Consider the following 20,091-nt stretch of genomic DNA (forward strand, 5'->3'; position numbering starts at 1 on the left):
GACTTATATCGACTCATCCGCCGACTGACACACCGCTTTCGCGAGCAAGCCCGCTCCCACACTGGATCCGCGTCGTTATTGAACTGTTTTCTCACCGTTGATCGTCTGCTCCAGCGCCTGGATGCAGCGTTCTTCAGCGGTGTCGAGTTCCAGCTTCATCTGTTCGATATCCAGCAGTTGCTGTTCGAGTTGTTCCCGGCGTTCGGCAATTTTCGCCAGCATGCTGTGCAGCTGTTTCTGATTGCCGCTGGTGGGGTCATAGAGTTCGATCAGCTCGCGGCACTCGGCCAGGGAAAAACCGATGCGCTTGCCCCGCAGGATCAGCTTCAGGCTGACTTTGTCCCGGGGCGAGTAGATGCGTTCCTGGCCCCGGCGCTCCGGGCTCAACAGGCCTTGTTCCTCATAGAAACGGATGGCCCGGGTGGTGATGTCCAGCTCGCGGGCGAGATCGGAGATGCTGTAGGTCTGGCTGCTCATGGAAGCGCTCGAAACGAAAAGGGCTGGCGCTAAGCTAAAGGCAGGTTGACGTTCGCGTCAAGCAGACACGGGAGCGTAGTCTGCGCCGACCTCTTCGCGAGCAAGCCCGCTCCCACACTGAGCTGATGGTGCTGCGACATTTGGGGCTGGCGCAGAACTTGTGGGAGCGGGCTTGCTCGCGAAGAACGATGACGCGGACCAGAATCCTACACTACCTTCTCCAGCTTCCTCTCATGTGCCGTCACCTGCTGGCACAGCTCGATCATCTGCTCGCGCATCCAGCGGTTGGCCGGGTCCTGGTCGGTACTTTCATGCCAGTAGAGATGGGTCTCTACCGGCGGCACATCGTTGACTGGCAACTGGAAGGCGTGCAGGTCGTGGCGACGTGCGAAGCGCTCCGGGACGGTCATGACCATGTCGGTCTGCTGCAACACCTGGGAGGCCATCAGGTAATGTTGCGAGCGCAAGGCGATCTTGCGCTGGATGCCCATCTTGCCCAAGGCCAGGTCGACGTAGCCCAGCCCATTGCGGCGGCTGGAAATATGCACATGGGTCTGGGCCAGGTAGTCATCGAGGCCGATCTTCTCCTTGCCCGCCAACGGGTGGCCCTTGCGCATGGCGCACACATAACGGTCTTCCATCAGCTTGACGTGGCGCACCTGTGGGTCGGTGTTGAGCGGCGCATCCACGGCGAAGTCGAGACGGCCGGCCGCCAGCTCCTTGGTGGTTTCCCGGCGCTTGGACAGGAAGCTCTCGATGGCCACGGTCGGCGCCAGGCGACGCAGGCGCTGGAACAGCGGCGGCAGGATCACGCCTTCGGTGAGGTCGGTCATGCTGATGCGGTAAGTCTTGACCGCCTGCAATGGGTTGAAAATCCGGCTTTCCTGCACCGACACCCGCAGCAGCGACAAGGCGTTGCGCACCGGGCCAATGATGTTCTGAGCCATGGGTGTCGGCACCATGCCCTGGGCGGTGCGCACGAACAGCGGGTCGTTGAAGGTCTCGCGCAAACGCGCCAGGGCGTTGGACACCGCCGGCTGAGTGATGCCGACGATCTGCCCGGCGCGGGTCAGGTTAGCTTCGGTGTAGATCGCATCGAAGACGATAAACAGGTTGAGATCGACCTTGCTCAGATTCATGGCGCTGCACTCTTATTCTTGCTTGTTGTGAGGGGCCGGGTGGCGATGGGAATCAGTGAAACATATATCGGTGATGAATGTTAATACACGCCGAGAATAGGTTAGGTAAATTTTCGTAGCTGAACTAGGATCGATTTCATGACCTAAAACAACCTCTGCCCAGAAGGTGCTGCCCATGGATTTCGCCTATTCCCCAAAGGTTCAGGAGCTGCGTGAACGTGTCACGGCGTTCATGGATGCCTACGTTTACCCGGCCGAAGCGGTGTTCGAGCGGCAAGTGGCCGAAGGCGACCGTTGGCAGCCCACGGCCATCATGGAAGAGCTCAAGGCCAAGGCCAGGGCTGAAGGCCTGTGGAATCTGTTTCTGCCCGAGTCCGAGCTGGGCGCCGGCCTGACCAACCTGGAATATGCGCCATTGGCGGAAATCATGGGTCGCTCCTTGCTGGGGCCGGAGCCGTTCAACTGCTCGGCGCCGGACACCGGCAACATGGAAGTGCTGGTGCGCTATGCCAACGAAGAGCAGAAGCAACGCTGGCTCGAACCGCTGTTGCGTGGCGAGATCCGTTCGGCATTCGCCATGACCGAGCCGGACGTTGCCTCTTCAGACGCCACCAATATGGCCGCCCGTGCTGAACGTGATGGCGACCAGTGGGTGATCAACGGCAAGAAATGGTGGACTTCAGGCGCCTGCGACCCGCGCTGCAAGATCCTGATCTTCATGGGGCTGAGCAATCCCGATGGACCGCGCCATGCCCAGCACTCGATGATTCTGGTGCCGGTGGACACCCCAGGGGTAAAAATCGTACGACCGCTGCCGGTGTTCGGTTACGACGACGCGCCCCATGGTCATGCCGAAGTGTTGTTCGACAACGTGCGGGTGCCGTACGAGAACGTGCTGTTGGGTGAAGGACGTGGCTTTGAAATTGCCCAGGGGCGCCTTGGCCCAGGGCGGATTCACCACTGCATGCGTTCCATCGGCATGGCCGAGCGGGCGCTGGAATTGATGTGCAAGCGTGCCGTCAATCGCACGGCTTTTGGCAAGCCGTTGGCGCGTCTGGGCGGGAATGTCGACAAGATCGCCGACTCGCGGATGGAAATCGACATGGCGCGCCTGCTCACCTTGAAAGCAGCGTACATGATGGACACCGTCGGCAATAAAGTGGCCAAGAGCGAAATCGCTCAGATCAAGGTCGTCGCGCCAAACGTGGCCCTGAAGGTCATCGACCGGGCGATTCAGATTCATGGTGGGGCCGGGGTTTCCAACGATTTCCCGCTGGCCTACATGTACGCCATGCAACGCACCCTGCGCCTGGCCGACGGCCCGGACGAAGTCCACCGCGCCGCCATCGGCAAGTTCGAGATCGGCAAATACGTGCCCAAGGAAATGCTGCGTAGCGGGCGCTGAGAACTCATTTCACTCTGGTAATGCCATCGCGAGCAGGCTCGCTCCCACAAGGATATAGCGGCGGTCATCCCTCTTGGTTCCGCCGTAGAACCCCTGTGGGAGCGGGCTTGCCCGCGAAGGCGTCGGCACATTCAAGCTAGATACTAGCTGACCCAGCGCTTTCGCGAGCAAGCCCGCTCCCACAAGGGAATAACGGCGGTCATCAATCTTAGTAGCCGCCATGGTCCCCTGTGGGAGCGAGCCTGCTCGCGATGGCGTCTTCGGATCCTGCGCTAGCTCACTCCTTGACGCTCATGTATTGCTCGGCCCAGCGGATGTATTCCTCGGGCTGGGTGTAGGTGTGGGTCAGTTCGGTGGCGCTGAGGTCCGAGGCCTGGGTGAAGATCTGCCGCTGTTCGCGCAGGCTGTCGTAGGTGGCCTTGATCGCGGCGAAGTAGGCGCCATGGCCGTCGATGGTTATCCGCACGCCCAGTTCAGCCAGGCGTTTGTCGTCGCGCAGCAGCGGGTTGCCATAGGTGACGAGCATCAGCGGCACACTCAGGTTTTCGCTGATTTTCTCCAGGTGTTCGAAGTCTTGCACGCCGACCATGCAAATCCCGTCAGCCCCGGCCCGTTCATACTGCTGGGTTCGACTGATGATTTCCTGGACCGGCAAAATCCCGGCATTGGTGCGGGCGATGATCGCCATTTCCGGATCGACCCGCGCTTCCAGTGCCGCGCGAATCTTGCCAACGCCTTCGGCCACCCCGATCAGGTCCGTGGACTTGCGGCCAAACTGGGCTGGCAACAGGGTATCTTCGATGGTCAGCGCGGCGACGCCGGCGCGCTCCAGCTCGATGATGGTACGCATCACGTTCAGGGCGTTGCCGTAGCCGTGGTCGGCGTCGGCGATCACCGGCAGTTGGGCCACGCGGCCAATACGGGTGGCTTGTTCGGTGAACTCGCTGAGGGTGATCAGGGCAAAGTCCGGCGCGCCCAACACTTGCAGCGACGCGACCGAGCCGCCCAGGATCCCCACTTCAAAACCCAGGTCGGCGGCGATGCGCGCCGACATCGGGTCAAACACCGAAGCGGTGTGATAGCAGGTCTTGGAAGCCAGCAGTTGACGAAAGTTGCGGCGCAAATCTTGATGGGAAAGCCTGGACATGTGAGTTCCACCATTGGAATGGAACGGCTTGAGCAAAAGTGTCAACGCCGAAAGAGCCAAAGGCTATCACGTGGCAAGCAAAAAGATGATGACGAATGCGCATGGGCTATGCCTCCGGCGCATCGTTAAAAAGGCCACGGCCCGGAGGGCTGCAGCCTGGCACAGCGCCCGTCGTTCAAAAACGGGTCAGTTTGGGCTCGGTAAGCTCCAGATTTTCTTGATCTCGTGGATGTTTCCCACGTTGAAGCGAGTCGGGAACCCCGGGATCGTGCAGTGGGTTTCGTTCTCCAAGTGTGTTGCGGTGTCTATCACATGGGAGCTGGCCCGCAATAAAGGCGTTTCATCCCAGTCTTTCATCAGGTCAAGCATGGTTTACTCCTTCCTTAAAGTTACCGGACAACAAGTGGCCGGATTTCAGCAATGACAACGTATCGTTAAACAGGGCGGTCTCTTGCGCCGCTACCCCGGGGTGAATGGGTATGTAATCTTTATCGAAGCACCAGGCGTCATCGACCCTGTCCAGATACGCCGGATGGATAAGCAGGCTCAGTGAAGCGGACATCGAGGTTGGGGCTATTTGTCTGTGGATTTCCCGCAGTGCTGGCATATACAGCACTTTTCCTGGCGCAAGTTTCAGTGTCCGCGGTTTTCCCAGTCGAGGCCTCCTACCTTTTTGCAGTGGCAAGTCATCCAGTATTTCGCGAATAACCGTGGTGTAACCGTCGCCGCTATAACCCACTGAGTAAATTTCAAAGTCATGACTGTGGTTCAGGTTGTAGATAAAAGTTTCACTCTCATCTTGAGTGTCTACCGGCGACCAGAAGTTTAGGCGCAGGGTGAAGTCTTCATCGCCATGAAGGATAAAGCCATAGGCGTTATAAAGGCTGTTGCGTGTATCAAAGCCATCTCTTTGAATCGTGGCGTACAAGTGGGTACTTAATAGGCAACGGTTGGTGGCTAACGCTTGCAACGCTCCGGTGATCTCACTCTTATCACGTTGCAAGTCGTAACTTTTCAAGCGTTCGACAAATACTTCCAGCCTCATTCTGCTTGCTCGAATGGCTGGAGCAGGCTATCGAGACGTGCGTTGCGGTGTTTCTTCAACAGCGCAACGTAGCTCACCGCCATTTGCGGATAAGCTAGATAGAGCACCTGGAAGGCTTTCCAAGCGACCGCAGGGTGATAGTGATAGATCAATTCCCCGGCGACCCTGGCGCGTTCGGGGTCCTGGACCGCTTCGAGCAATTGGAGGCTCACCAGATGCCGCGCGGCGCCGTCGTCGTGGGGCAACCAGGCTACTTTGCGCAATGAAACCCGATCAAACACGCCGATGTCGGTCATTCTATCGGGCAGGTTAATCCTGCCTATCAATCCGGCGTCAGACTGACAGTAATCGAACAATGTTCGAGAGCCATCAATCACCAGGGGATTGTTCTGATCGATGGAGCAAATGTCGGTTTTCTCCAGCTGATTCGGGCCGACGGCGTACAGCTGGACTTCGAATGGTTGATCAATGGCAAACAAGACACTCTGCCCGGGCACCGAATACAGCTGCGAGGAACTGCCACTGAGTGCTGGCGCCTTGATGCTGATATTGCCGATGCTGGTGCAATGCAATGTAATGGTTCCCGTGCCTGGATTGGTCATGTTCATGATGGCCGCACGCCGGGAGCGAGCCATGGCGAATCTGGGTTGACGCTTCAAGTCGACAAACAATTGGCTGATTTGCGCCGCCATGTCTAATGTCTTTATTGTTTCAGCGATATGTTGAGGCGGTATATTTCTGGAGATCAGCGTTTTAATCATGAACAGAATCATTGCAGTAGGGCGATGTTCAAAAGTATGGTTTTTTCAACTCCTTGATGGCAATTAACGAATTGTCGGGAAGTATTGCAGAGGAGCCACCAGGGTTATGCCGCCACCGCCCGTTTCGCAGGTTTGGCTAATGGCACGGCCCGCACTGTATCGCCGGGTTGCACTTGCAGACGCTTTGCCGTAAGTCGGTCGACCAGCAGGCTATGGCCATGCTGATGCGCTCTGGCGCTGGTGACCCGGCAGCTTTCCAGCCGCCGGTTATGGATCAGCCAGACCGGTGCCTGTGCGTCCGGCGTGCCAATGCCCAGGGTCAGCGATTGGCTGTCGCGTACGGTGCGGATGTTCGGAACCTGTGCCTCGATCACTGGGCCTGCATCAAAAATGTCGATGTAGCCTTTATGGCTGAAGCCCTCGGCGGTCAGGATCTTCATGGCCGGCTCGCTGTTCGGGTGGGCCTTGCCGATGACCGCCTGGGCCTGTTCCGTCAGCAGGCAGGTATACAGCGGCTGGCGCGGCATCAGTTCGGCAATGAAGGATTTGTTGCCCATGCCGGACAATTGATCGGCGTAGCTGAAGTCTTTCTTGAAGAAATGCCGGCCCAGGCTGTCCCAGAACGGCGAACAGCCTTGCTCATCCGCATGGCCGCGCAGTTCGGCGATCAGTTTTTCACCGAACATCTGCGGAAACTCGGCCACGAACAGCAGGCGGGCCAGGGACAGCAGGCGTCCGTTATGGCCATGACGCTGCTCGGGATGCAGGAACAGCGAGCAGATCTCCGATTGCCCGGTCATCTCGTTGTTGAGAAACAGCGTCGGCATCTGCCGTTGGATGCCCAGTTGCGGTGCCGAGCTGACGGTTACCCCGACCCGATAGTTGTACCAGGCTTCGCGCAGGCCTATCGCGCCGGTCAGGGCGCTGATGCCCACCACCTGCCGATCATCGTCCTCGAGCACGAACAGGTAATCGGCGTCGGCCCGTTCGACCTGCCCGGCAAAGGTGCGCTGGGCCCAGCGAATACGGTGGGCCAGGCGTTCTTCGTTGGCCGGCAGGCTGGTGAACCCCGGACCCGCGCAACGGGCCAGTTCCAACAGCGCGGGGAGGTCGGTGATGACGACCGGGCGGACAATCATGATGCGGTTCCTTGATCGTGTGCGGTGACGCGCCGCTGTATGCCAGGAGATCGAGTCGGGGTCATAAGGCAATCACCCGTATCCGCTCGCCGTCGGTCACCCCCAGGGCTGCCAGCATGTCGGGCGACAAGGCCACGGGGCCGTCGGCGTTGACGTCCAGCTCGGCCACGATGGCCCGGTAGTTTTCAAGGCCATCGTTGCTCACCAGATAACGGCCCCGAGCATCAATCTGCTCGCTTCGCCGGGCGATGGCGAGGCGACTTTGACTGATGGAGCGGATGTTTCCGGTACGGGCGTGCAGCGTTGGGCCGCCGTCGAACAGGTCGACGTAGCTGTTGGTTTCAAAGCCCTCACGTTCAAGGATGTCGAAAGCTTCCTGGCCGTCGGGGTGCACCCGACCGATGCAGGCCTGGGCCGCTGGCGGCAGCATGGGCACGTAGATCGGGTATTGCGGCATCAGCTCGGCGAGGAAGGTCCGGCTCTGCAAGCCGCACAGCCGTTCGGCCTCGACGTAAGGCAGGTCGAAGAAATGCTGGCCGATGGCATCCCAGAACGGCGACTGGCCGTCCTCGGTGCTGTAGCCGACGATTTCGGTGATGACCGATTCGGCAAAGCGCCGGGGGTGGGCGGCGATAAACATCAGCCGGGCCCGGGACAGCAGCTCCGAATCCGGCGTGCGCACCCGCTGGGCGTCGATATGAAAACCGCGCAGCAGCGTCTGGCCACTGAGGTCCTGGCACAGTGACAGTGCCGGCACGCCGTGCTGAATGTTCAGCTCCCGCGACTCGCTGGAAAACGGCCGATGGCGCAGGCTGTAGAACGGTTCGTTGCAACCGGTGCTGGAGAGAATTTCCGAGCAGCCGACCAGGCGCGCGGAGACCAGGTCCTGCAACACGAAAAAATAGTTCTCGCCGCCGGCTTCCTGGACATCGGCTTCGAATGAAGCGCACGAGTCGAGGATTTTTTCCCGCAGGCGCCCGGTGTCGTCCGGCAGCGATGTCACGCCCACCAGACTGTCACGGGCCAACTGCTGCAATTGCGGCAGGTCGGTTAACTGAACTGGACGTAAAGCCAGCATGGATTGCACTCCTGTTCCAGGGAGCCCGATGCGCCGCACCAGGCTTGACGATCACTGTCGATGTCCACGCGTTTGAATCATGAGCGGCCAACGCCTTCGGCCGTCCAGACATTTATTGGCCCGCCGGGTCGGGCAGGGTGCTGCGGCTGCCGCATCTGTCGAGCGCGCACAGATAGACCAGGCCAGCGGCAATCAATTCCTGCTTGTAGCCAAATGCCTCGATACTCATGAGCCGTTTTCCTTTTCAGCTGTGAGGTTGCTTTGCTGGTCGCCGCAAACGTGCCGCTACGTTGCTACAACAGCGGCGCCAGATAGGCGCTCCAGGTTCGTACCGCCTCGGGGGTGCGCAGCAGGTCGTTGCGCACTTCGATCAGTACCGAGTCCAGGCCGCGTCCATCGCCGTGCACTGGAACCGTCATGTCGCTCAACGGGTTGATCTTGTAGGGCTGGTTGCCCGCCACCCGTAGCGAATGCCGTGCCAGCCCGTCGACGATGCGCTGGGCATAGCCCCGGGCCTCGCCGAACAGCACCCCGGCTTCCAGCGCCCGCGGTTGGCCGTAGAACACCGGGGTGAAACTGTGGATGCCCACCACCCGCACCGGGCGGTTATCGGCCAGGCGGGCATCGATCAGCGCGCGCAGTCGATCATGGAAGGGGTGGAACAGGCACTGTTGGCGATATTCACGGGTGGCCGCGTTCAGGGACTGGTTACCGGGAATCTGGTAGATCTCGCTCTGGGGTGGAATGCTGTCGGGCACGTGCAGCGGGCGGTTGAGGTCGATCAACAGCCGTGAATAATTGGCCGAGAGCAAGGTCGCACCCAAGGTCTCGGACAGGCGTTCGGCCAGGACCAGGGCGCCAATGTCCCAGGCGATGTGTTCCCGGGACGCGGTCTCGTCCAGGCCCAGGTCGTTCAGCGCCGGGGGAATGAATCGGCTGGCATGCTCGCACACCAATAGCACCGGGTATTCGGAGTCTTCCCGGAGCAACCGGTAGGCCGGGCCGGCGTAGAGGCCCGCTTCGGCACTTTCAATAGATTCGCGCATAGTGCTCACAACGCTCGGCAGGTGGCAGCGCCTGGGTCCAGGCCGGCTCCTGGGCCTTCAAGGCGAAATAGGTATCGAGTAGCGGGGCGGGCAGGGTTTCGCGCAGCGCGCCGCTGTTGCGCAGGCAATCCAGTGCCTGGGCCAGGGTCGTCGGAAGGACGATAATGCCACGGGCGTGGCGTTGTGCTTCATCCAATTGGTCGGGTATTTCAGCCACATCCATCCGTGGGTCCAGCCAGGCGCGTTGCATGCCCACCAGCAGCAATGCCGTGTGGTCGCGGGGGAACGGCAGGTCCCGGGGCGAGTGGTGGGGGAGCGAGAACATCCTTATTTTTCCTCCAGCAGGTGCGTGTTGAATGCCGTGCGCAAGGTGTCGATCCCTTCCAGGCGTTCAGCCAGGTCAGGGCACTGCAGGGTCAGGCAGGCGATCAGCGCCTCGACCTGGGCCAGGGCCGGAACCAGGCTGTCGAAGGCCGAGGCCGATTCCACCGGCGCGCTGATGATCAGGTCGGCCAGCTCCCGCAGGGGCGAGGCGTAGACGTCACTGAACAGCACGACCCGCGCATGGCGCTCTTTGGCTGCGTTGGCGACGCGCAGGGCCTGGGCCTGATAACGCCGATAATCGAAGATCAGCACCACGTCCTGGCGTTGCACGTCGAACAGCCGGTCGGGCAACTGGGCGTTGTCTTGCAAGGCAAAACAACCGGCGCGCAGCAGGCGCAGATGGTTTAGCAGATAGTGGGCGAGAAAGCTGCTGAAACGCCCACCAAAGCAATGCACTTGATGCCGTGCATCGAGCAGCCACTGCACCAGGATCCGCACATCCTCGGGTTGTGTCAGGGCCTGGGTGTCGAGCAGATTGCGTTGACTGGTCGCCAGGTATTGGTTCCAGGTATCGCCTTGCTGCGATCTGGCCCGTGGTCGCAACAGGGTGCGGGGCGAGCGCAGGCGATGATCCATGTCGCTGAGCAACGCGTCCTGGAACTCGGCATAGCCGCCAAAGCCGAGTTTTTTCACCAGCCGCACGATGGTCGGGTCGCTGACGCCGGCATGATCCGCCAGCCGTGACATCGGACCCAGGCCGTTGCGGGGATAGTGATCGAGCAGGGCGCGAACGACCTTGCGTTCCGACGGCGTCAAGTCGATGCCGGGATCGGTAATCAGGTCTCTGAGGGGCGGCATCCGTGCTCCTTGCCTGGATGGGTGTTGGATTTCTTACATAACTCCTGAAAACAGTATTTATGTAGCTGATGCTACATGTCCAGCGGTTTTTACCTTCCGTTTACGATGTTCGAAGATGGTGCGAAACCCTTGTAGGACTTGGCCTTGGTCGAATCGACCGGGTATGTCAGTCAGCGCTCATATCTGTGTAAGAAATAGCGCCTTTTTGTCTCGGTTATTTGATTTCGTATAAGGTGCTGTACAACTAAAAACGGCAACGTGCCCTGTTTCCCTTCGCTAGAGAGTCCCTTGTGCAAGCCACTCGCCTGACCCTGATCTGCCATGCCCGTACCGTCGCCCAGAAACAGGCACGTTTCGGCCTGGACGAACCGTTGGATGCCGACTGGCTGGCCAAGCGAGCGGACAGCGACCATAGGTGCCGAGGCGTCGGGCAATGGCTGTGCGGCCCGGAGCTGCGCGCGCGCCAGAGCGCCGAGTGGTTCGGCGCCGAGCCCCAGGTGACCCCGGCCCTGGCCGATTGCGATTTCGGCCGTTGGCGTGGTTCCTGTGTCGATGATTTGCTCAAGACCGAGCCGCAGGCCGTGCAAACCTGGCTCGACGATCCGCAGGCGGCTCCCCATGGCGGAGAGTCCATTGCGCGCTTATGCCAGCGTGTCGATGAATGGATGGCAAGCCTGCAAGACCGGCCGGGGCACGTGCTGGCCGTCACGCACCCCTTTGTGATCCGCGCGGCGCTGGTGACTGCCTTGGGTTGCCCGGCTGCAAGCTTCAACCGTATCGACATAGAGCCGTTGTCCGCCGTCGAATTGCGTTTCAACGGCGTATGGCGCTTGCGCATCCAGGAGTCGTCATGAAGAAATTGTCAGTCATCGGCATCGGCGCTGGCGATCCGGACCACCTGACGATCCAGGCGGTGAAGGCCCTGAACCGGGTGGATGTGTTCTTCCTCATGGACAAGGGGCCCGCCAAGCACACCCTGTTGGACCTGCGGCGGGAAATCTGTCGTCGCCATATCGTCGGTCGCACCTACCGTTTCGTCGAAGCCGACAGCCCCGAGCGCCAACGCGACGACACGGACTACACGGCCAGCGTCGAAGACCTGAACCGCGCGAAGCAGGCGACGTTCGAACGCTTGATCGACGAACAACTCTCGGACAGCCAGTGCGGCGGTTTCCTGGTGTGGGGCGACCCAGCGTTGTATGACAGCACCGTGCGTATCTTGCAGGCCATCCTTGACGCCGGTCGCTGCGCCTTTGAATTCGAGGTCATTCCCGGCATCACCAGCCTCCAGGCCCTTGCGGCTCGACACAAGGTGCCGTTGAACGACATTGGCGGTTCTGTGCACATCACCACCGGACGCCGGCTGGCGGCGGGGCAGGTAGGCGATGCGTCCAGTGTGGCGGTGATGCTCGACGGCGAAGATGCCTATCGCCAGGTGAGCGATGCGGGTACGCAGGTTTATTGGGGCGCCTACGTGGGGATGGCCGAGGAAATCCTCATCGCCGGCCGGCTGGGGGACGTGGCCGATGACATCGAGCGCACCCGCACGGCCGCGCGCCAGACCCATGGCTGGATCATGGACAGTTATCTGCTGCGCAAGCCTCGATAGCCCAGGCGACTCTACCTGTGGCGAGGGAGCTTGCTGTGGCGAGGGAGCTTGCTCCCGCTGGGTTGCGTAGCAACCCCAATGTCCAGAGCCCCTATGCCTCTTAGTCTGATGCTGGAAATTCTCGCGCCTGCTTCGCAGCCGAGCGGGAGCAAGCTCCCTCGCCACACGGTGCGCATGCTTGAGTGTTTCATTTTTTCACCCCCGCCCAAACCGCTCCCGATACACCGACGGCGCCAACCCCACCACGCTGCGAAACGCTACGCGAAAGCTTTCCACCGAGCGGTAGCCGCACAACTGCGCGATGTTCTCGGTGTTGCTTTCAGTGCTTTCCAGCAACTCCCGGGCTCGGGCCAGGCGTTCATGTTGCAGCCAGGCCTTGGGCGACTGGCCGCAGGCCTGGGTGAAGTGCCGCAGGAAGGTCCGTTCGCTCATGGCCGCCTGGCTGGCCAGTTCGCGCACGCCGAGGGGTTGGTGCAAGCGCTCGCGGGCCCATTGCATCACGCTCGACAGATCGCTGCGTGGCGTGCGGCTGACCGGTGAGGGAATGAACTGTGCCTGGCCGCCCGTGCGCTGCGGTGACATCACCAACCGACGCGCCACGGTGTTGGCGACCTGGACGCCATAGTCCCGGGCCACCAGGTGCAGGCAGGCATCGATGCCGGCGGCGCTGCCGGCTGAGGTGATGACCTGTCCCGAATCGACGTACAACACGTCGGGGTCGACCCGCACATTGGGAAAGCTTTCAGCCAATTCGTCGGTGTAGCGCCAGTGAGTGGTGGCGCCCAGTCCATCCAGCAGCCCGGCGGCGGCCAGCACGAACGCTCCGGAACAGATCGACAGCAGTCGTGCGCCTCGGGCATGGGCCCGGCGCAGTGCCGCGAGCAAGGCTTCGGATGGAGGCTCGCTGCGGCTGCGCCAGCCTGGCACGACGATGGTCCGGGCGCTGTCGAGCAGTTCCATGCCGCCGTCTGCCAATACCCGGAAGCCCCCCATGGCGCGCATCGGACCGTCATCGACCGCGACGATCCGGTGCTCGTACCAGGGGAAATCGAACTCGGGCCGCTCCAGGCCGAAGATCTCGACGGCAACGCCGAATTCAAAGGTGCACAGACCGTCGTAGGCAAGGATCGCGACCAGACCGGGTGTAGGCTGCATTTGGCGGAAAATTCCCACAGAGTGTCTTGTGCGCCACTGTAGCGGTATGCAGCAGGCGGATAAAGTCTCTTCACGCCCTCATCTACCTGGAGTACCCACGATGACCAGCCTGGTTCGCGAAGTGCCTGCTGCCCCCTCCGATATCGCCCTACAGCATTTCAGTGCACGTCTGACGTTTGAAACCGATTGTTCCGACGTTCACGCCAGCCAACAGGCCGACCAGGTCGATTTTGTGCTGGTGGATGTACGTGGCCCACTGGCCTACGAACGCGGGCATGTTCCCGGGGCGATCAACCTGCCGACCCGCACGCTCACGGCGCAAGCGCTGGCTGCCTATTCGCAAGGCACGCTGTTCGTGGTTTATTGCGCAGGGCCCCACTGCAACGGCGCGAACAAGGCAGCGGTGCGTCTGGCCACGTTGGGGTATCCGGTCAAGGAAATGATTGGCGGCGTGATGGGTTGGCTCGACGAAGGCTTTCGCCTGACCGGCTCGGTGGAGCGGGTGACGGACCAGGCCATCGGCTGCGAGTGCTGAAGCCAGTCGCTTAACCTGTGGCGAGGGAGCTTGCTCCCGCTGGGCTGCGCAGCAGCCCCTGGCCTTACCCGAGAATTTCAAGGGACCGCTTCGCGCTGGAGCGCCAGCCCGGTCCAGCGGGAGCAAGCTCCCTCGCCACGGGAATCACTTGTGACAGGTCTTTCTTAAACACCCGCGATCGTGGGAAGACTTGATGTTTTTATAACTATTTGTCGCATAAACGCAATCCCCCTCCTGAGTGCCCCTCTAGACTCCCGGCCACTTCGGTGTTCGCTGACCGAACGCTGCCTACGAATCTGCCCACAAACATCAATAGGAAACCTGCGCACTCAGGAGCAAACATGAAGAAGCTAGCAATATTCGGTGCCCTGGCACTGTCCGTATTATCCCTGTCGGTCGTGGCGCAAGAAGCCAAGCCGATCCGCCTCGGGATCGAGGCTGGGTATCCACCTTTCTCGATGAAAACCCCCGACGGCAAGCTCACCGGCTTTGACGTCGATATCGGCGACGCGCTCTGTGCGCAGATGAAGGTCAAGTGCACCTGGGTCGAGCAGGAGTTCGACGGCCTGATCCCGGCGCTGAAGGTGAAGAAAATCGACGCGATCCTGTCGTCCATGACCATCACCGACGACCGCAAGAAAAACGTCGATTTCACCATCAAGTACTACCACACCCCGGCGCGTTTCGTGATGAAGGAAGGCACCGACGTCAAGGATCCGCTGACCGAGCTCAAGGGCAAGAAAGTCGGTGTGCTGCGCGCCAGCACCCACGACCGTTTCGCCACTGAGGTGCTGGTTCCGGCCGGCATCAATCTGGTGCGCTACAGCTCCCAGCAGGAAGCCAACCTGGACATGGTTGCCGGTCGCCTCGACGCGATGCTGGCCGACTCGGTCAATCTCGACGAGGGCTTCCTGAAGACCGACGCCGGCAAAGGTTTCGCGTTCGTCGGCCCGACCTATGAAGACGCTAAATACTTCGGTGGCGGCGCCGGCATTGCGGTGCGCAAGGGTGACAAGGCGCTGGCCGATCAATTCAGCGCGGCCATCACCGAGATCCGTGCCAACGGCGAGTACAAGAAGGTCCAGGACAAGTACTTCGCCTTCGACGTTTATGGGCATTAATCGCTAAAAACCGAGGTGGCCCGCCGTTGACCCGGTCGGCCACCTTTTTCTTGGGCGATTGTTTTACCCTGCGCCAACGGTTTTTCCTCTTCGTCATTTGGAGATTTCATGCAACGCATCGACCATACCTTGCCATGGAGTCATCTGGGCACCGAGCGCCGGCTCAGTGTGTTTCGTTACGGCCATGGCCCGCGCAAGGCCTACATCCAGGCCAGCCTGCACGCCGATGAATTGCCGGGCATGCGCACCGCCTGGGAGCTCAAGCGGCGGCTCAACGAGCTTGAGGCCCAGGGCCTGCTCAAGGGTGTGATCGAACTGGTGCCGGTGGCTAACCCCATCGGTCTGGACCAGCATCTGCAAGCCGCCCACATGGGACGTTTCGAGCTGGGCAGCGGCAAGAATTTCAACCGTGCCTTCGTCGAGCTCAGCGCGCCGGTGGCGCAACGCATCGGTGATCGCCTGGGTGACGACCCGGCGGCCAATATCACCCTGATCCGTCAGACCATGGCGCAGGTCCTCGACGATCTGCCGACACCACCGTCGCAACTCGAAGCGCTGCATCGGCTGTTGCTGCGTCACGCTTGCGACGCCGATATCACCCTCGACCTGCATTGCGATTTCGAGGCGTCGATTCACTTGTACGCCTTGCCGCAGCACTGGCCGCAGTGGCGCACTTTGGCTGCGCGGTTGAAGGCCGGGGTGGCGTTGTTGTGCGAGGATTCCGGCGGCAGTTCGTTCGATGAGTCTTGCTCCACGCCCTGGTTGCGCCTGGCGAAGGCTTTTCCCGAAGCGGCGATCCCACTGGCCAACCTGGCCACCACGCTGGAGCTGGGCAGCATGGGCGACACCCGGGTGGAGCAGGCCCAGGCCAACTGTGAGGCGATTCTGGGGTTTCTCGCCGAACAGGGGTTCATCGCGGGCGACTGGGCGGCCGCGCCCGGCGAGTGCTGCGAAGGCTTGCCGTTCGAGGGCACTGAGTACCTGTTCGCGCCGCACCATGGCGTGGTGAGTTTCCTGCGCGAAGTCGGGGAATGGGTCGAGCGGGGCGAGCCGTTGTTCGAGGTGGTCGATCCGCTGAGCGACCGGGTCACCACGGTGCGAGCCGGCACCAGCGGCGTGCTGTTCGCAGTGGATCGCGGGCGCTATACCGAGCCGGGCATCTGGCAGGCGAAAGTCGCCGGGCGCGAACCGATTCGCAGCGGGAAATTGAGCAACGACTGATAAGTGCTGTCTACCTCGGGTTGCCGCGTGGCTATCGAACGATGGAGAAAGATTGATGTTTAGAGCGCTCGCCCTGTTCCTGCTGCTGGTCTCGTCCGGGTTGCAGGCCCAACCCGCATTGCACACCGACCTGCCGCTCAGCTACCTGGCCCAGGTCGATGAACAGGCCAAAGGCCGGCCGCTGGTGATCTTCCTGCACGGTTCTGGCAGCAACGAGCAGGACCTGTTCACCCTCAAGGACGAATTGCCCCGGGATTACAACTATCTCTCGGTCCGCGCGCCGAAGACCATGGAGCCGGGGCATTACCAGTGGTTTGCCAAGGAGGGCGAGGGCGCCTACGACGGCAATGGCGCCGACCTGAAAGCCAGCGGCCAGCTGCTGCGGGAATTCATCGAGAAAGCCCGGGCCAAATACTCGATCGACCCGGGCAAGGTGTACCTGGTGGGCTTCAGCCAGGGCGCGATGATGAGCTACGAAGTGGCACTGCGACACCCCGAGGCGGTGGGCGGTATTGCGGCGATGGGCGGGCGAGTGCTCTCAGTGCTGCGATCCGAACTGACCCCCGACGAGTCGCGACGGACACTGGCGGTGTTCATCGGCCATGGCACGGTGGACCCGATCATTCCCTATCGCGACGGCACCGAGGCCGATTCCTTCCTGAAGACCCTGGCGCTGGAACCGGAATTCCACGCCTACCTGGGCCTTGGTCATAACATCAGTGCACAGGAAGTGCAGGACCTGCGGGCGTGGTTGGAGCGGCTCAATCCCTAGCGGACCGGGCTGGGCGTGCCGACGCCATCGTCGGATCGCCGTCCGGAGCAAGCTCGCTCTCACAAATGGATCGGTGGTTGGCTTTGATTTTTCGGCCAGCACAAAATCCCTGTGGGAGCGGGCTTGCTCGCGAATGCGGCGTGTCAGCTTGCATCAATACTGAATGTGCCATCGCTTTCGCGAGCAAGCCCGCTCCCACAGCCTCAGGCGCACCGCGTCAGCCCTCACTGCCCACTGGCGATCCGTTTCACCAGCGCTTCATGGCCGGCCTTGTCGCTGGCGCGGGAGATGATCTGCACCACCGCCATGCGCGTGCCGGAGGCGCCGAGCAAGGTGGTGTCCAGGGTCGGTCCGCCGCCTTGGGTTGCGCTGGTGTCGAGCTGGCGCAGGCCCAGGCCGGAGCCTTTCTGGGTCAGGCTTTTTTCGCTGAGGATCTTGGCGTCCGGCAGGGCCTTGATTCGCTGGGCGGCGAAGTCGGCCATGGTGGTGTCGAGGAAGGCGCTGTCGTCATCCTTCACGCTGGTCCCGCCGATGATGATGTTCTCAGCCGTGATCACCACCGTCCGGCTGGTGGCATTGCTGTACATCGTACCGGTAGCACCGGCGGTGCCCTGGGTGGCTTCCCCGGCGGGCAAAGGCGTCGCCGTGAAACCCTTGGGCAAGTTGAAGGTGAACTTGCCGGCCAGCATCGAAACCTTCTGCGCCGGCGCTTCGCTGGAAGGTTTGGCCGGGGCCGCCTGGGCGGGGACTACGGCCAGGCCGGCGATGGCCGCCAGCAGCAGGGCGGCGGTGTGTTTACTCAGCAATGACATGGAAACTCTCCGGAAGGTCGCGCTCGGGCGGCGATCATCCCATGGGCAGCGCACCTGACTCCAGCGCTGGCGATGGCGACATCCTCAACGGTCCCAGTAAGGCCCTTCACCAAAACATTCCAGGAAGAAATCAATCACTGTACGGACCTTTACCGACAGTCGTCGGCTGCCCGGCCAAAGTATCGCGATCTGTTGCGGCTCAAGGCTGTTGGAGGCTTCGTATTCGCGCAGCACCGGCACCAACGTGCCCTTGCGCACGGCCTCGCCGATCAGCCACGACGGGAACATCACCAGGCCCAGGCCCTGTTCGGCGGCCTGGGTCAGGGTGTCGGCGTGGTTGCCGGTGATCGGGCCCCTGACGCTGTAGGGCGTCCAGGCCTGGCCGGGGCGGCGGAAGAACCAGCGCTGCTGGCCGCTCACCCCTTTGTAGGCCAGGCACTGATGATTCGCCAGGTCCTGCGGCTTGAGCGGCGCGCCGTGGCGGGCCAGGTATCCGGGGCTGGCGGCGATCTGGAAGCGGTGCGGCGCGACAATTCGTGCCTGCATGCCGGAGTCGTGCAGCGGGCCGATGCGAAACAGCAGGTCGGCGCCTTCCTGCAGCGGGTCGACGTAACTGTCGGTCTGCTGGATGTCCAGTTGCAACCTGGGGTAGCGCTTGCACAACGGCCCCAGCCACGGCGTCAGGTGACGTTGGCCGAACACCACCGGTGCGTTGATCCGCACCAGGCCGGACGGCTCGCTGTGCTGCTCCTGCAAGGCCTGTTCGGCTTCCTCCAGTTGCACCAGCAGCAGGCGTGCGTGATGCCCCAGCAGGCGCCCGGCTTCGGTGGGGGAAACGGCACGGGTGTGGCGATAGAGCAACTGCTGGTTCAGGGCCTGCTCCATCAGCTGGATCTGCCGGGAGATCGAGGACGGGGCCAGGCCCTCGCGCCGGGCTACCTCGGAAAAACTGCCGTGATCGAGCACCGCGACAAACAGCCGGAGCGCCTTGAAACCCAGCTCATTGAGGCCATGCATTGGGGCTTGTCCTGTGCGCAATACGCAAAAGTGTTGTCGGGATGCTCCCATTTATCGCACAGGGACGCCAGCCGATAATGCCCGCCATCCTTGACTCAAAGAGGTTTTGAATATGCAGGCGTCTTCACTCAACGAGGCCGCGCCGATAACGGCGGCCTCCAGGCCTCGACCGGCCTTGCGCTGGCTGTTGCTGCCCTTGGTGATCCTGGCCGGTATGGGCTTATCGGTAGAAGCTGGCCTGCTCGGGCCGCTCGGGGGCCAGGTCGGTCATTTGTGGGCAACACTGAGTATCTTCGGCGTCGGCTCGGCGATTCTGTTCCTGCTGTTGCTGCTCGCGGGTCGCCAGCAGGGGCCGGCGTTGAATGAACTGCCGCGCTGGCAACTGATCGGCGGTTTCCTGGGACCGATCTACGTAGTAGTGCTGACCCTCGCCACGCCCCACATCGGCATTGCCATGACCATGATCGCGATTCTGTCCGGGCAGGTCGGCAAAAGCGTGCTGATCGATCATTTCGGCTGGTTCGGCGCGACCCGCAAGCGGGTCAACGGCGAACGCTGGCTGGCGTTGGCGCTGATTGTCGTGGCCCTTGTCCTGATTGCCCGAGGTTGATCATGAGTGTGTTTCTTTTATTGCTGGTGGTAGTCGCCGCTGGCGCGGTGTTGAGTGTGCAAGCGGCCATCAACGGTCGCCTCGGTCAGACGGTCGGGGTGCTGCGCAGCAGCCTTCTTACGTTTACGGTAGGTACGGTGGTCACAGGCCTACTGATCGTGTTCTTCGAACCGGCTCACGCAGTCAGCCTGCTGGACGTACCGAAATGGCAGCTCAGCGGGGCGCTGTTCGGCGTGGTGTACATGATCGTGATGGTGGGGGCGGTACCGAAGGTGGGCACCGCCGTGGCGACCGTGGCGGTGATCGTCGGGCAGTTGGCCATGGGCATGCTGATCGATAACTTCGGCTGGCTGGGCAATCCGGCGATTGAATTGTCCCGCAGCCGCGTGCTGGCGATGGCCTGTCTCGCGCTGGCGCTGGTCTTCATGTACCGCAGCAGTACGCGACAGGCCTGAGGCCTCAGTCGGGTTCGACGTCCAGTTGCAGGCTGTCGTCGGCCAGGCGCTCGGTGCGCCGGACAATCCCACTGATGCGCCGACCCTCGGCACTGAAGACCACGATCTGGGCTTTCTCCAGGTCGTCCGGCAGCGGTGGTCGAACGTGCAGCGCGAACCATGGCGGTTCACCGTCATCGAGGCGTTTGACATCGAACTGGCAATCGACACTTTTAGTTTCGCGACCAAACAGCGTGTCGAGACCGTAGTCAAGGTGAGTGCTGTCGGCGGCAGGGGCGAAGGGCATCGGCGGTCTCCTGGATGGCTGCGCTCGGGGATGTTCAAGTGATTGCGCAGGGGAAGGAAAATTCCATCGAATGATCAAG

The 20,091-nt window shown here is 61.6% G+C and carries 24 protein-coding genes; 9 read left to right on the forward strand and 15 right to left on the reverse strand.

What is annotated here, in order from left to right:
* Nucleotides 1–75: 75 nt before the first annotated feature.
* Both RGM2987_RS11785 and RGM2987_RS11790 read right to left on the reverse strand, forming a co-directional pair.
* The gene (locus RGM2987_RS11785) at nt 76–477 is read right to left on the reverse strand and encodes a MerR family DNA-binding transcriptional regulator (protein WP_245141097.1); all 402 of its coding nucleotides are present in this window, start codon (nt 475–477) and stop codon (nt 76–78) included.
* 206 nt (nt 478–683) lie between these two features.
* Entirely contained in the window at nt 684–1,616 is a 933-nt protein-coding gene (locus RGM2987_RS11790; RefSeq protein ID WP_245141101.1) for a LysR family transcriptional regulator, read from the reverse strand.
* Between the two features lie 175 nt (nt 1,617–1,791).
* Here RGM2987_RS11790 and RGM2987_RS11795 point away from each other — a divergent pair, with 175 nt between their 5' ends.
* Entirely contained in the window at nt 1,792–3,021 is a 1,230-nt protein-coding gene (locus RGM2987_RS11795) for an acyl-CoA dehydrogenase (protein WP_245141103.1), read from the forward strand.
* Between the two features lie 277 nt (nt 3,022–3,298).
* Here RGM2987_RS11795 and RGM2987_RS11800 read toward each other — a convergent pair whose 3' ends face one another.
* The 9 genes from RGM2987_RS11800 to RGM2987_RS11840 all read right to left on the reverse strand — a co-directional run bounded on the left by RGM2987_RS11800 (nt 3,299) and on the right by RGM2987_RS11840 (nt 10,419).
* Entirely contained in the window at nt 3,299–4,168 is an 870-nt protein-coding gene (locus RGM2987_RS11800) for an oxaloacetate decarboxylase (protein WP_245141105.1), read from the reverse strand.
* A gap of 186 nt (nt 4,169–4,354) precedes the next feature.
* On the reverse strand, nt 4,355–4,537 hold the full coding sequence (locus RGM2987_RS11805; RefSeq protein ID WP_245141107.1) for a hypothetical protein: 183 nt from the start codon (nt 4,535–4,537) through the stop codon (nt 4,355–4,357).
* Nucleotides 4,530–5,213, reverse strand: coding sequence for a transposase (locus tag RGM2987_RS11810; RefSeq protein WP_245141109.1), 684 nt, complete (start codon nt 5,211–5,213; stop codon nt 4,530–4,532). The genes RGM2987_RS11805 and RGM2987_RS11810 overlap by 8 nt, the downstream gene beginning before the upstream one ends.
* Nucleotides 5,210–5,974 (reverse strand): hypothetical protein, encoded by a 765-nt coding sequence (locus RGM2987_RS11815; RefSeq protein WP_245141111.1) that lies wholly within the window; start codon nt 5,972–5,974, stop codon nt 5,210–5,212. Before RGM2987_RS11815 ends, RGM2987_RS11810 begins: the two co-directional genes overlap by 4 nt.
* 104 nt (nt 5,975–6,078) lie before the next feature.
* Entirely contained in the window at nt 6,079–7,113 is a 1,035-nt protein-coding gene (gene astA / locus RGM2987_RS11820; protein ID WP_245141113.1) for an arginine N-succinyltransferase, read from the reverse strand.
* A 61-nt stretch (nt 7,114–7,174) separates the two neighbouring features.
* Nucleotides 7,175–8,191 (reverse strand): arginine N-succinyltransferase, encoded by a 1,017-nt coding sequence (locus RGM2987_RS11825; protein ID WP_245141115.1) that lies wholly within the window; start codon nt 8,189–8,191, stop codon nt 7,175–7,177.
* Between the two features lie 293 nt (nt 8,192–8,484).
* Nucleotides 8,485–9,237: an N-formylglutamate amidohydrolase gene (locus RGM2987_RS11830; RefSeq protein ID WP_245141117.1), complete on the reverse strand. Its 753-nt coding sequence runs from the start codon at nt 9,235–9,237 to the stop codon at nt 8,485–8,487.
* Nucleotides 9,221–9,562 carry a hypothetical protein gene (locus RGM2987_RS11835; RefSeq protein ID WP_280639904.1) on the reverse strand — a complete coding sequence of 114 codons (342 nt, stop codon included), beginning with the start codon at nt 9,560–9,562 and terminating at the stop codon, nt 9,221–9,223. The genes RGM2987_RS11830 and RGM2987_RS11835 overlap by 17 nt, the downstream gene beginning before the upstream one ends.
* Before the next feature lie 2 nt (nt 9,563–9,564).
* Complete coding sequence (locus RGM2987_RS11840; RefSeq protein ID WP_245141119.1) at nt 9,565–10,419, reverse strand: MurR/RpiR family transcriptional regulator; 855 nt, start codon at nt 10,417–10,419, stop codon at nt 9,565–9,567.
* A gap of 290 nt (nt 10,420–10,709) precedes the next feature.
* Between RGM2987_RS11840 and RGM2987_RS11845 the strand changes: the two genes are divergently transcribed.
* Both RGM2987_RS11845 and cobF read left to right on the forward strand, forming a co-directional pair.
* Nucleotides 10,710–11,273 carry a histidine phosphatase family protein gene (locus RGM2987_RS11845; protein ID WP_245141122.1) on the forward strand — a complete coding sequence of 188 codons (564 nt, stop codon included), beginning with the start codon at nt 10,710–10,712 and terminating at the stop codon, nt 11,271–11,273.
* Nucleotides 11,270–12,028: a precorrin-6A synthase (deacetylating) gene (gene cobF / locus RGM2987_RS11850; protein WP_245141124.1), complete on the forward strand. Its 759-nt coding sequence runs from the start codon at nt 11,270–11,272 to the stop codon at nt 12,026–12,028. The genes RGM2987_RS11845 and cobF overlap by 4 nt, the downstream gene beginning before the upstream one ends.
* A 195-nt stretch (nt 12,029–12,223) precedes the next feature.
* Here the strand turns inward: cobF and ftrA are convergent, their stop codons facing one another.
* Nucleotides 12,224–13,183 (reverse strand): transcriptional regulator FtrA, encoded by a 960-nt coding sequence (ftrA, locus tag RGM2987_RS11855; protein WP_245141126.1) that lies wholly within the window; start codon nt 13,181–13,183, stop codon nt 12,224–12,226.
* A gap of 100 nt (nt 13,184–13,283) precedes the next feature.
* Between ftrA and RGM2987_RS11860 the strand changes: the two genes are divergently transcribed.
* The 4 genes from RGM2987_RS11860 to RGM2987_RS11875 all read left to right on the forward strand — a co-directional run bounded on the left by RGM2987_RS11860 (nt 13,284) and on the right by RGM2987_RS11875 (nt 16,832).
* Nucleotides 13,284–13,718, forward strand: coding sequence for a rhodanese-like domain-containing protein (locus RGM2987_RS11860; RefSeq protein WP_245141128.1), 435 nt, complete (start codon nt 13,284–13,286; stop codon nt 13,716–13,718).
* Between the two features lie 341 nt (nt 13,719–14,059).
* Entirely contained in the window at nt 14,060–14,839 is a 780-nt protein-coding gene (locus RGM2987_RS11865) for an ABC transporter substrate-binding protein (protein ID WP_245141130.1), read from the forward strand.
* 108 nt (nt 14,840–14,947) lie between these two features.
* On the forward strand, nt 14,948–16,060 hold the full coding sequence (locus RGM2987_RS11870; RefSeq protein WP_245141133.1) for a succinylglutamate desuccinylase/aspartoacylase family protein: 1,113 nt from the start codon (nt 14,948–14,950) through the stop codon (nt 16,058–16,060).
* A gap of 55 nt (nt 16,061–16,115) precedes the next feature.
* Nucleotides 16,116–16,832 (forward strand): alpha/beta fold hydrolase, encoded by a 717-nt coding sequence (locus RGM2987_RS11875; RefSeq protein WP_245141136.1) that lies wholly within the window; start codon nt 16,116–16,118, stop codon nt 16,830–16,832.
* A gap of 224 nt (nt 16,833–17,056) precedes the next feature.
* Here RGM2987_RS11875 and RGM2987_RS11880 read toward each other — a convergent pair whose 3' ends face one another.
* Nucleotides 17,057–17,644, reverse strand: a complete 588-nt coding sequence (locus RGM2987_RS11880) for a hypothetical protein (protein WP_245141138.1) — start codon at nt 17,642–17,644, stop codon at nt 17,057–17,059.
* An 84-nt stretch (nt 17,645–17,728) separates the two neighbouring features.
* The gene (locus RGM2987_RS11885) at nt 17,729–18,661 is read right to left on the reverse strand and encodes a LysR family transcriptional regulator (protein WP_245141140.1); all 933 of its coding nucleotides are present in this window, start codon (nt 18,659–18,661) and stop codon (nt 17,729–17,731) included.
* 112 nt (nt 18,662–18,773) lie between these two features.
* Between RGM2987_RS11885 and RGM2987_RS11890 the strand changes: the two genes are divergently transcribed.
* Nucleotides 18,774–19,271 carry a DMT family transporter gene (locus RGM2987_RS11890; RefSeq protein ID WP_245141142.1) on the forward strand — a complete coding sequence of 166 codons (498 nt, stop codon included), beginning with the start codon at nt 18,774–18,776 and terminating at the stop codon, nt 19,269–19,271.
* A gap of 2 nt (nt 19,272–19,273) precedes the next feature.
* Nucleotides 19,274–19,726 (forward strand): DMT family transporter, encoded by a 453-nt coding sequence (locus RGM2987_RS11895; RefSeq protein WP_245141144.1) that lies wholly within the window; start codon nt 19,274–19,276, stop codon nt 19,724–19,726.
* A gap of 4 nt (nt 19,727–19,730) precedes the next feature.
* On the opposite strand, the gene RGM2987_RS11900 is transcribed toward RGM2987_RS11895, so the two are convergent.
* Nucleotides 19,731–20,012 carry a hypothetical protein gene (locus tag RGM2987_RS11900; protein WP_245141147.1) on the reverse strand — a complete coding sequence of 94 codons (282 nt, stop codon included), beginning with the start codon at nt 20,010–20,012 and terminating at the stop codon, nt 19,731–19,733.
* Between the last annotated feature and the right edge of the window lie 79 nt (nt 20,013–20,091).

Origin of the sequence: Pseudomonas sp. RGM2987 (assembly GCF_022952855.1) — a bacterium.
Lineage (GTDB): Bacteria > Pseudomonadota > Gammaproteobacteria > Pseudomonadales > Pseudomonadaceae > Aquipseudomonas.

Coding starts and splice junctions, on each gene's coding strand:
- cobF (WP_245141124.1), top strand. CDS start 11,270: ATGAAGAAATTGTCAGTCATCGGCATCGGCGCTGGCGATCCGGACCAC.
- RGM2987_RS11895 (WP_245141144.1), top strand. CDS start 19,274: ATGAGTGTGTTTCTTTTATTGCTGGTGGTAGTCGCCGCTGGCGCGGTG.
- RGM2987_RS11785 (WP_245141097.1), bottom strand. CDS start 477: ATGAGCAGCCAGACCTACAGCATCTCCGATCTCGCCCGCGAGCTGGAC.
- ftrA (WP_245141126.1), bottom strand. CDS start 13,183: ATGCAGCCTACACCCGGTCTGGTCGCGATCCTTGCCTACGACGGTCTG.
- RGM2987_RS11865 (WP_245141130.1), top strand. CDS start 14,060: ATGAAGAAGCTAGCAATATTCGGTGCCCTGGCACTGTCCGTATTATCC.
- RGM2987_RS11860 (WP_245141128.1), top strand. CDS start 13,284: ATGACCAGCCTGGTTCGCGAAGTGCCTGCTGCCCCCTCCGATATCGCC.
- astA (WP_245141113.1), bottom strand. CDS start 7,113: ATGATTGTCCGCCCGGTCGTCATCACCGACCTCCCCGCGCTGTTGGAA.
- RGM2987_RS11900 (WP_245141147.1), bottom strand. CDS start 20,012: ATGCCCTTCGCCCCTGCCGCCGACAGCACTCACCTTGACTACGGTCTC.
- RGM2987_RS11815 (WP_245141111.1), bottom strand. CDS start 5,974: ATGATTAAAACGCTGATCTCCAGAAATATACCGCCTCAACATATCGCT.
- RGM2987_RS11800 (WP_245141105.1), bottom strand. CDS start 4,168: ATGTCCAGGCTTTCCCATCAAGATTTGCGCCGCAACTTTCGTCAACTG.
- RGM2987_RS11880 (WP_245141138.1), bottom strand. CDS start 17,644: ATGTCATTGCTGAGTAAACACACCGCCGCCCTGCTGCTGGCGGCCATC.
- RGM2987_RS11840 (WP_245141119.1), bottom strand. CDS start 10,419: ATGCCGCCCCTCAGAGACCTGATTACCGATCCCGGCATCGACTTGACG.
- RGM2987_RS11835 (WP_280639904.1), bottom strand. CDS start 9,562: ATGTTCTCGCTCCCCCACCACTCGCCCCGGGACCTGCCGTTCCCCCGC.
- RGM2987_RS11825 (WP_245141115.1), bottom strand. CDS start 8,191: ATGCTGGCTTTACGTCCAGTTCAGTTAACCGACCTGCCGCAATTGCAG.
- RGM2987_RS11790 (WP_245141101.1), bottom strand. CDS start 1,616: ATGAATCTGAGCAAGGTCGATCTCAACCTGTTTATCGTCTTCGATGCG.
- RGM2987_RS11875 (WP_245141136.1), top strand. CDS start 16,116: ATGTTTAGAGCGCTCGCCCTGTTCCTGCTGCTGGTCTCGTCCGGGTTG.
- RGM2987_RS11890 (WP_245141142.1), top strand. CDS start 18,774: ATGCAGGCGTCTTCACTCAACGAGGCCGCGCCGATAACGGCGGCCTCC.
- RGM2987_RS11805 (WP_245141107.1), bottom strand. CDS start 4,537: ATGCTTGACCTGATGAAAGACTGGGATGAAACGCCTTTATTGCGGGCC.
- RGM2987_RS11795 (WP_245141103.1), top strand. CDS start 1,792: ATGGATTTCGCCTATTCCCCAAAGGTTCAGGAGCTGCGTGAACGTGTC.
- RGM2987_RS11885 (WP_245141140.1), bottom strand. CDS start 18,661: ATGCATGGCCTCAATGAGCTGGGTTTCAAGGCGCTCCGGCTGTTTGTC.
- RGM2987_RS11830 (WP_245141117.1), bottom strand. CDS start 9,237: ATGCGCGAATCTATTGAAAGTGCCGAAGCGGGCCTCTACGCCGGCCCG.
- RGM2987_RS11870 (WP_245141133.1), top strand. CDS start 14,948: ATGCAACGCATCGACCATACCTTGCCATGGAGTCATCTGGGCACCGAG.
- RGM2987_RS11810 (WP_245141109.1), bottom strand. CDS start 5,213: ATGAGGCTGGAAGTATTTGTCGAACGCTTGAAAAGTTACGACTTGCAA.